Genomic DNA, 8185 nt, shown 5'->3' on the forward strand with positions numbered 1-8185 from the left:
TAGTATGTCCAATAGTATATTTGACGTCGAACGGTACCGCCGTGACGGGTCCACGATCGCAGTGAACTTGCTCGATCCGCACACTCTGGCGGCGGTCCTGAGCCAAGCCGAAGGCGTGATAGCGCATGCTGCGGAGCTGGAGCAGAGCATCGGCGACTTCAATTTGGAAGCGCCCGGGGGCGGCTACCTCGAAATGACGCAGGCGCACGCGACCGCCTATCGAGGTGTCCTGCGCAAGGTCTCGAACTATGTCGATCATTCACCTGCGGCGCTACAGGTCAGCCGCGACCTGGTCGGTGCCGCAGCGGAGCTGCTGGATGGTCGAGTCCGGCTCGTGCACTCGATTCTGTGGTGCAAGCCTGCGCGGGGTGTCGGCTCGGCCAAGCCGCCGCATCAGGATGCGCCATACCTAGCTGGCGACCCAGGCGACTACGTCACTATGTGGATAGCTCTGGATCTGTGCACTCCGGAAAACGGCTGCCTGTACATGATGGCCGGCAGCCATGCGACAGGGCTGCGCGAGCACCACTCGGCCGAGCTGCAGGTGGGTTCAGATACGTGGAGCCAAGATGACGCCCAGGCGGTCGTCCTCGACCCTGGCGGGGCGGTTGCGTTCCACCCGCTCACCTTGCACGCCTCGGCGGTGAACCGCAGTGATCGCCCGCGGCGAGCCTTGATGCTGCGGTACCAGCGGGTGATCGAGTGAGTGACAACGCGATTCGGTTTCACCGCCTGAGCGACGAGTACGCAGACCTGACCAACTTCGCTCGGTTCCCGATAGTGCTTGCCGGACGTGTGTGGCCGAGCACCGAGCATTGGTTCCAAGCCAACAAGTTCACCTCGGCCAGGATTCAGGAAACCATCCGCAACGCACCCTCGCCGCAGGTCGCCGCCAAATTGGGCAGGGATCGGTCGGTGCCGATCCGACCGGACTGGCAGACCGCACGTATCGAGGTGATGCGGCTGGGGATGTGGGCCAAATTCACCCAGCACCCCCGCGCACGAAGAAAGCTGCTCGGCACGGGCAATGCCCCGCTGGTCGAGGACACCCGAGGCGACCGTTTCTGGGGCGCTGGTGCCGATGGTGCGGGGCGCAACATCAACGGCCGCCTTCTCGAAGGTATTCGTGACGAACTGAACCGACAGCCGGTGCGTTGGCGTGGGGAGGGCGACGAGCCATCACAGGGGTGGGTGCTGTTCGGCAATGGGCTGCTGGTCGTTCCGCCGCACCGGCAGGCGCGGGCCCGCGGGACTTCGCCATTCGGGGAAGTGCATGTGCTACCGGAGTATCAGCCGGGCGGCGACGCGCGGGTGATCGAGGTCGAGTGGGTCCAAGGACCGGTCACGAACTCAACGGAGGTGTCGTAGAGGCGCATCCGACCCGAGACCGCGCTAGCTCGGTCGTTGCGACGGGTTGGACTCGCCTGGTGCGAGGCCGTTGAGCCCGAAGCTTATCGGTACTGCGGTTGGCCGTTCGATCCCGATGGTGAGTTCGAAGGTCTCATCGACCAGATCGTTCCGGGCCTGATCTCACCGGATGGCGCGAGGCCGGCGCCGTAGCCGTCTCGGCGGTCCCGCCCGGCACCGCATCAGGGCCCATTGCCAAGGGGGAGGCGGCATTTCGGTGCTACGCGGCGATCAGATGGTGTCGTTCGGCACGCCGCCGAGCGTGCGTGGCTGCGCGCCAGTGCCGTTCGAATCCGGCGCGCTTCTTGAAGCCGACCCCGGCCGGTGCGGCGACGAAGAAATGCTCGGCGTGGTGGTCGTCTGGGTGGGTACCGTCGCGCACGACCCGGCGCGCGATGCCGTCGTCGCCGAGCACGGTGGTGCCGGGCAAGGTGTTCAGCCACGCGAGCATGTCGGTGCGGGAGCCGTGCCCGAGCGCGCGCACGGCCCGCCACCGCACGCCCTTCTTGGCCGGGTCGCGAGCGGGCTTGGTGAGGCGGCGCAGCTCGTAGACCGCGTGCTTGCCCTCGGCGAGCGCGGCGCCGAACTGGTCGAGCACCACGTCCAGGCCGCCGTCGGCGCGCACGTGGTCGATGGCGCGTTTGCCCGCGATCAGGCCCTGCCGCTCGTTCAGCGCCAAGGCGATGTGCTCGAGCCACAGCATCCGCGCCCCGGCCGCGGGGTGGCGCCGGTACCGGTCGAAGGTCGCCGCACGACCGGCCATGGTGGCCAGGCTGTACGGGCAGAACACGCAGGCGGACTTTTGCCATTGTCGCCCAGTGGTTTTCAGCAAATATGACTCGACGGTCGGGCGGTCCCAGCCCCAGTCGAGTAGCGGGTATTCCCCGGTCCGGGCCGCGGTGTTGTAGCGGGTGTCCTTGAGCGCGCGCCCACTCTCGGTGGCCTCGAACCCGATCAGGTGCCGGTACGGGTGCCCGCCGGTGATGGCGGCAATCGTCGGATCGAGGATCTCGCCCTTGGCATGCACCGAACACAACCGGGCGCCGCCGGTCTGGGGAATGGTGCCCGCGGCGATCATCTCGTCCGAGAGCCGGTACTCGCCGCTGAAGTGCAGGACCCGCGGTGTGCGGGTGTCGGAGAAGACCCGCACACCGCGCCCGTCACGGAAGACCTTGCGCCGCCGGCGCCCGACCTGGATCGTGCGAACCCGGTGGCGGGCCAGGATGGGCAGCACGACCTCGGAGGCATCGAGCCCGGTCTGGGTCCACTCGTCGCCGACCATCGCCACGACGACGGCGATCTCGTCGAGCCGGCACCCCAGCAGCGCGGGGTTGGCAATCATGCGATGCAACAGCGCGGTCGAGTCAGCGCCCAAACCCCACGAAGCGACCACGCGCGGCGGCGGTTCGGTGAGGTCAAGCTGGGCGAGCAGTTCGGCCGATACCGACACCGGCCGCGGCGTCCGCGGCGTCCGCGGCGCCGGCCGCATAGCGACCGTGGTGGGGGACGTGTCATCAGTGCAGTTCAAGAGCATGTTTTCAGACATGACAAAGGCACTCCTTTCGGTGCTGGACGGGGGTGTTCAACCGCGGCCTGCGCCTCGTGATCAAAGAGGGATCTGGCTGTGCGAATCCGGCGGTGCTGCTCCGGAGAGGTTGTGCAGGGTTCGACGCGACCTGATCAGGCCACGATGCGCCCAGCCGGGGAATCCTCTTCTCGGGCAGCGACATTCACGACGAACCGTGAGTCGAAGTAGTCGGTTGTGATGTCGTCGATCTCGCCAGATTGCGTCCGGATCTCGGGCGCGGTCGGCGGCTTGAGGGTCGTAGGGTGCGCCGGGCGATCAGCGCGGCGGGTTAGGTTGTGGCGCCGGGATCGGTGTTCGTGGCGTCGGCGACGGTGATCGTGCGGTAGCAGTCGATGGTGTATTGGCCCTCGTGGATGGTGTGTTGGCGGGCGAAGAGATCGACCATGATCGCGTCGAGATCGGCGAGGTCAGGCTGGGGGAGGGTCTCGAAGATGCTGCGTGCCAGCAGGTATGGGGTGAGTCCTGCGTAGGCGTGCGGCGGTCTGAGAATCGCCAAGCATGCGTCATCGCTCCTCACCCACCGCCAGTCACCGAACGCCGTAGGTCGTCGGGGGTCGTAGGGGTCGTTGCCGGGCAGCTCGGCGAGCGCGGCCTGCAACCTGGTGTAGGCGTCGGCGGGAAGCACGTAGGGGGCGGGGGTGTGGGAGTTGTTCATCGGAGTCCTTTCGAGGGCGGCGTTGGGTTGCGGTGACCGGCGGGTTCGCGGCGTGTCCGGGCCGGTCACCGCTGTCGTCGATCTGCGCTCAGCTCAGGGGCGTTCGGCGTCTTCGCCGGTGAGATGTTCGGCGATCTCGGCCTCGGACAGGTGGCGCAGGAGTAGTCGAATCTGCGCGGTGAGGCCGTCGTTGTTGGCCTGCGATGGTTCGAGGCTGGCGGTGTCATGGACGAGGTCGTAGAGGTCGTCGGAATCCACCCCGTGGCGCTCGGCGAGCGCGGCAAGCCGGCCCACGGTCTCCTCGGCGCCGTCGTCGACACTCGTACTGGCAGCCGGAGCGAGGGACGTGTCATCTCCCCTGGTAGAGGGAGGATTCGAGGGTTTCTGAGGGGTGAGTAGTTCGCGGTGGGTGATCGCGGCGGCCGTCGCGGCGTGGTGCATGGGCGCGGTGACGGCGTGCCCGTGGGCGTGCGGCCGCGCTTGGCCCGGCGCGATCTCGGCGGTGATCGCGACTCGTTCGGCGAAGGTCTCCTCGCCGAACTCGCTCGTCGCGAGGTACGCGTACAGCCGCAGCAGCGCGCCGTGCTCATCGCGGACCCATTCTGCGGTGTCGCCGGGCGCGGGAACCTCGGCTACCGGGGTCCAGATGTCACCGGTGAGCTCGGTCAAGGCCGCGGCATAGCCGGCGATCCAGGTCGGGGAAAGAAGTGAAGGCATCGCGGTGCTCCTATCGGGGTGGGACGTGTCATTTGCACTGGTAGAAGGCGGGTTTCGCGCAGCGCGCGCTGAGATCAACTCGGCGGCGACGGCGGTGAGGTCTCGCCGTGGAAGAAGCAGTTCGCGCCGGTGATCAGTCGCTCGGCCTCGGCCACGGTGAGCGCGCGGTGGTTTTCCAGGTATCCGCGTGCGGAGGCCGAGCGCAGCCGGTAGCGGCCCGGCGAGGTGTTGTGCCAGTCCAGGTACAGGGCGGTCTGGACGTCGCAGTCGTGCGGGTACCACAGCACGGTGAGTGAGACCGAGGGGTTGCCGTCGTAGTGGTCGCAGCGGTGACCGACCATGTAGGACCGGCGGTGGTGGTTGGCGAGCTCGATCAGCTTGGCCATGGCCCGCGGCGCGACGAACGATTCCACGGCTCCCGGTGCGTCCGCAGGCGTTGCGCGAGCCCTGTTCGGGGTGGTGATCAGTTCGAAGGTGCTGTCGTCGGAGGCGGGGATGATGGTGCCGCCGGTGAGGCGCACGGCCCACCACGGAGTCAGATCCGGCGCGAGTTCGGCGGTCACCCGTGCGATCTCCACGCGCCCGGCTAAGCCGATCTCGTGGGCGATCACGTCGCCGGGGCGCAGATCCCGGATCCCGACCACCCGACCGAGGACGGTGGGGGACGTGTCGTTTTCGCTGGTCACAGGGTCGATTTCGGTGGGCTGGATGTTGGTGAGGGTGTCGGTCATGGCCGGTCTCCTTCGGTGTCGGAGGGTTGGTTGGGCTGGTCGACGTCGTGGTCGCGGTACCAGGTCAGGAAGTCGACGCCGTGGTCCTGGGCGAGGTCGACCGTCAGGGTCTGCTCGTAGAGGTCGACGGCGATCCCCTCGGGGGCCTGCGGGCCGGTGTGGCCCTGGGCGATCAGCCAGTCGGCGAGCAACGCCAGCACCGTTCCGGAGGCGACCAGGCCGGGCGCGGTGAGAGTCAACGTCAGCTCCGTGCTGTGTTGCGCGCCGAAAGTGACCTCGGTGCCCGGTGCGGCGGCAGTGAGCCGGTCGACGAGGGCTTGGTAGTCGGGCAGTGCGGCGGCCACGGCACGCAGGTTCGCCAGGGTGGCGGCTTGGTCAGCGAGGTGGCGGCGCAGCAGGCCCTTCGCGTGGTCACGGATCGCGGCGTCGGGGATGTACCGGATCGCGCGCACCGTGCGCTCTTTCGGAATCTGGGCGCTGATGTAGCCGGAGATCCGCTGGTGGTCGAACTCGTCGCGAATGGTGACGGAGGTGAGGTTGAGGACCGGTTCGAGGTGCACGGTCCAGCCTTCGGGTAGGCCGGTCCGGGAGTCGACAGCGATCATGAGGCCCTCCTCGGGGTGGCGATCTGGGTCAAGTTCAGCAAGAAGGGGCCGTGCCCGTTGTCGGTGACGAGTCCGGCCAGGCGCGGGTTCAGATTCCAGGTCCACGGGAAGATCTCGGTCATGGCGTCTTTGGCGATATCGCCGTCGAGGACAGAGCCGGTCGCGTCACGCAGCGCTTTCGCGATCAGGCCGCCTTGATCCCAGTCGAGTTCGAGGGTGTGCGCGGCGGGCACCGTGTTGGTCAGGTACTCGGCGATCCGTTGCAGCGACAAGGTGTTGATCCGTGCGTCGTCTCGCTTGGGTGCGGCGATGGCTTCTGCGAGTTGCTGGTCGAGGCGCTCGGCGCGCGACGGGGCCGCCGTCCCGCGCGGGGTGGGGGACGTGTCATCGGACCTGTTCAGGCGGTTTTCTCGGGCGAGGCTGTGGCGGCCGTCGCCCCCGGCGATGTCGATGGCGTCGGTGTCGATTCCACCGATCCAGCTGGCTGGGCTGCCGGGGTGGGCGGGTGCGTGGTCTGGGGTGTCGGTGAGCCAGTCCGAGAGGTCGCCGTCGAGGTAGTAGAGCTGGCCGTGCGGGCTCAGGATGCGGAAGTCGGAGTCGCCGCCGAAGCCGAAATTGTCGACGTAATTCCACAGGCACACGACGGCCAGGCCGGAAGCAGCGCTGATCTGGCCGAGCACCGAGGTGATCTGGTCGCTGTCGTAGCCGTCGACCAACCGTGACCGCAGCTCGGCCGGGGCACTGCACGTCGTGGGCGCGCTGGCGATGTCGAGCCACCGCGCCACTGCCGAGAGGTCGCCGAAGATGTGGCGGTCGCGGCCCTCGGCCTGCTCGAGGTAGTCGCGGCGCTCGTCGTTCCAGTTGTAGGAGAGGACGCTCCGGAGCGCGTTGGCGACGGTCGTGTCCGGGACTTTGCGCTGATAACTCGCGAGAAGGCCCTCGGCTTCGCGGGCGAGCTCGACGGCGGCGGCGTGTTCGTCGTCGCCTAAGCCGTCTGTGCAGGCGCGCTCGAAGTCGGTGAGAGCCTGTTCCATGTCGGCGATTTCGGTGGTCTGGGTGGGGTGATTGCTCATAGCTGTCTCCTGAGCTGTGTTGGGATTGGCTGCTCGTGCCGCATGGGCTGGTGAGATGCCGTCGCACCTCGCGACGGGTGGCCGCATGTATCTCGGGTTATGAGGGGTGTGCTCGCCGCCGACGAAAGTCAGCGAGGTCGATGTGTTCGCCGGTAGGTCTTGTTGCCAGCGCTGTGCCCGTGATCGGAATCGAACCGACCGGAAACCGTTCGGGCTATGAAAGGGTCACGGTCTCTCTGCCGATGATTACTGCATTCGGGTGCGTGGAACCGTTCGTCTTCGTGTCGCTGTAGACCGCAAGGTTTACGCGTTCGTTTGGTTCGTACCAGCGGTTTTCCGTGTGCTCTCGATTGATTTCGTCCTGTTGGAGGTTGTCGGAGCGGGGCGTATAGACAGTCAAAACAAGTAAGCCTTGGCGGTTGGTGGTTATTTCGACAATGTCTTTTCCGTCATTGGTGGACATTCCTTCCGCCACGTCACTAGCTGGAAGGGAGTAATAGATCTGCTCGTACGTTGTCACCGGGTCCTCATTTCTTCGGGTTAGAGGTCAAGTTCTATGGCGTCGCGGTTGAATTCGGTGTCTTCGGCCTCGAAACCGAAGCGGTCTACTTCTACGAATCCGCCGAGTTCGGATACCTCGTTGGTTAGGTTGTAGTCATCGAGTTCGAAATCGTCGGGTACGTTAACTTCGACCTCGAATTGCACTGATTCTTCCCATCGGAGCGTGATGGTCTTCATTGCGCGAAGTGTCCTTATCCTTTGTGCCTGGCTAGATTCGGAAACGGGCTACCGGTCGAGCGGCGCGGTGATGGTGAAGACTGGCTCGCCTTCGTCTCCGGGGCCGATCTCGATGGCGAGCTCGGTAAGGGTGGGTTCTGTGGCATCGGTATCGGCAATGCGCAGCACGGTGAAGGTGATTCGGTCTATGTCGCGGTGAGCGGGTGTGCGGCGCTGCCGTAGTGAGATCCGGATGGCGCGCATGGCGTTCATCAGGACGTCCCATGCTCGGCCGGTTTCGTCCTGCGCGCCTGAGTCGTGCGGCCACGCGACGGCGTCAGCCCAAGCGTGCGCGGCGATGTGCACGGGCTTGAGAAATCCGGCCTCTCTGGCGAGGTCGCTGAGATCGTGGAGCGTGCCATCGGCGAGGGCATCAGCGCGGGTGTAGGAGGAGATCACGGGGCCGAAGATGTCGGTGAGGCTGACGGCTTGGTTGTTTTGGTCTCTCATACCAATGACTATACCGCCAATAGGCGATAAGGTTAGAACGGAGTTAGTAACAATTAGATAACGCACGGATGGGATTGGTTGCTGGTCACCGGTGTATGTGTGCTGTTGTACAACAACGGATTTGGCGTGTTGCTGTTTGAATTCTGTTGTAGAACAACGGTATTGGGTGTGATTGTGTTGTT

General features: G+C 65.9%; 11 protein-coding genes. 2 read left to right on the top strand and 9 right to left on the bottom strand.

The annotated features are described in order from the left end of the window. Positions 1–4 precede the first annotated feature (4 nt). Both NS1_RS17825 and ybiA read left to right on the top strand, forming a co-directional pair. Positions 5–706: a phytanoyl-CoA dioxygenase family protein gene (locus tag NS1_RS17825; RefSeq protein WP_084503807.1), complete on the top strand. Its 702-nt coding sequence runs from the start codon at positions 5–7 to the stop codon at positions 704–706. Then, complete coding sequence (ybiA, locus tag NS1_RS38605; RefSeq protein ID WP_063816176.1) at positions 703–1368, top strand: riboflavin biosynthesis intermediates N-glycosidase; 666 nt, start codon at positions 703–705, stop codon at positions 1366–1368. Before NS1_RS17825 ends, ybiA begins: the two co-directional genes overlap by 4 nt. 259 nt (positions 1369–1627) lie before the next feature. Here ybiA and NS1_RS17835 read toward each other — a convergent pair whose 3' ends face one another. The 9 genes from NS1_RS17835 to NS1_RS17870 form a co-directional block, all read right to left on the bottom strand. Continuing rightward, a complete protein-coding gene (locus NS1_RS17835; protein ID WP_157125284.1) occupies positions 1628–2953 on the bottom strand; it encodes a hypothetical protein in 1326 nt (441 codons plus the stop codon). A 310-nt stretch (positions 2954–3263) separates the two neighbouring features. Next, on the bottom strand, positions 3264–3650 hold the full coding sequence (locus tag NS1_RS17840; RefSeq protein ID WP_062986090.1) for a hypothetical protein: 387 nt from the start codon (positions 3648–3650) through the stop codon (positions 3264–3266). A gap of 93 nt (positions 3651–3743) precedes the next feature. Beyond that, complete coding sequence (locus tag NS1_RS17845; RefSeq protein WP_062986092.1) at positions 3744–4367, bottom strand: hypothetical protein; 624 nt, start codon at positions 4365–4367, stop codon at positions 3744–3746. Positions 4368–4441: 74 nt separating this feature from the next. Continuing rightward, a complete protein-coding gene (locus NS1_RS17850; RefSeq protein WP_062986094.1) occupies positions 4442–5098 on the bottom strand; it encodes a hypothetical protein in 657 nt (218 codons plus the stop codon). Then, complete coding sequence (locus tag NS1_RS17855; protein ID WP_062986097.1) at positions 5095–5703, bottom strand: hypothetical protein; 609 nt, start codon at positions 5701–5703, stop codon at positions 5095–5097. The genes NS1_RS17850 and NS1_RS17855 overlap by 4 nt, the downstream gene beginning before the upstream one ends. Beyond that, positions 5700–6776: a hypothetical protein gene (locus NS1_RS17860; protein ID WP_062986099.1), complete on the bottom strand. Its 1077-nt coding sequence runs from the start codon at positions 6774–6776 to the stop codon at positions 5700–5702. The genes NS1_RS17855 and NS1_RS17860 overlap by 4 nt, the downstream gene beginning before the upstream one ends. A gap of 214 nt (positions 6777–6990) precedes the next feature. Continuing rightward, positions 6991–7296, bottom strand: a complete 306-nt coding sequence (locus NS1_RS40100; protein ID WP_157125285.1) for a hypothetical protein — start codon at positions 7294–7296, stop codon at positions 6991–6993. A 20-nt stretch (positions 7297–7316) separates the two neighbouring features. Then, complete coding sequence (locus NS1_RS17865) at positions 7317–7514, bottom strand: hypothetical protein (RefSeq protein WP_062986101.1); 198 nt, start codon at positions 7512–7514, stop codon at positions 7317–7319. 48 nt (positions 7515–7562) lie between these two features. Further along, positions 7563–8003, bottom strand: a complete 441-nt coding sequence (locus NS1_RS17870) for a DUF6573 family protein (RefSeq protein WP_062986103.1) — start codon at positions 8001–8003, stop codon at positions 7563–7565. Positions 8004–8185 lie beyond the last annotated feature (182 nt).

The sequence above is a fragment of the Nocardia salmonicida NBRC 13393 genome (assembly GCF_001613085.1).
GTDB lineage: Bacteria > Actinomycetota > Actinomycetes > Mycobacteriales > Mycobacteriaceae > Nocardia > Nocardia salmonicida.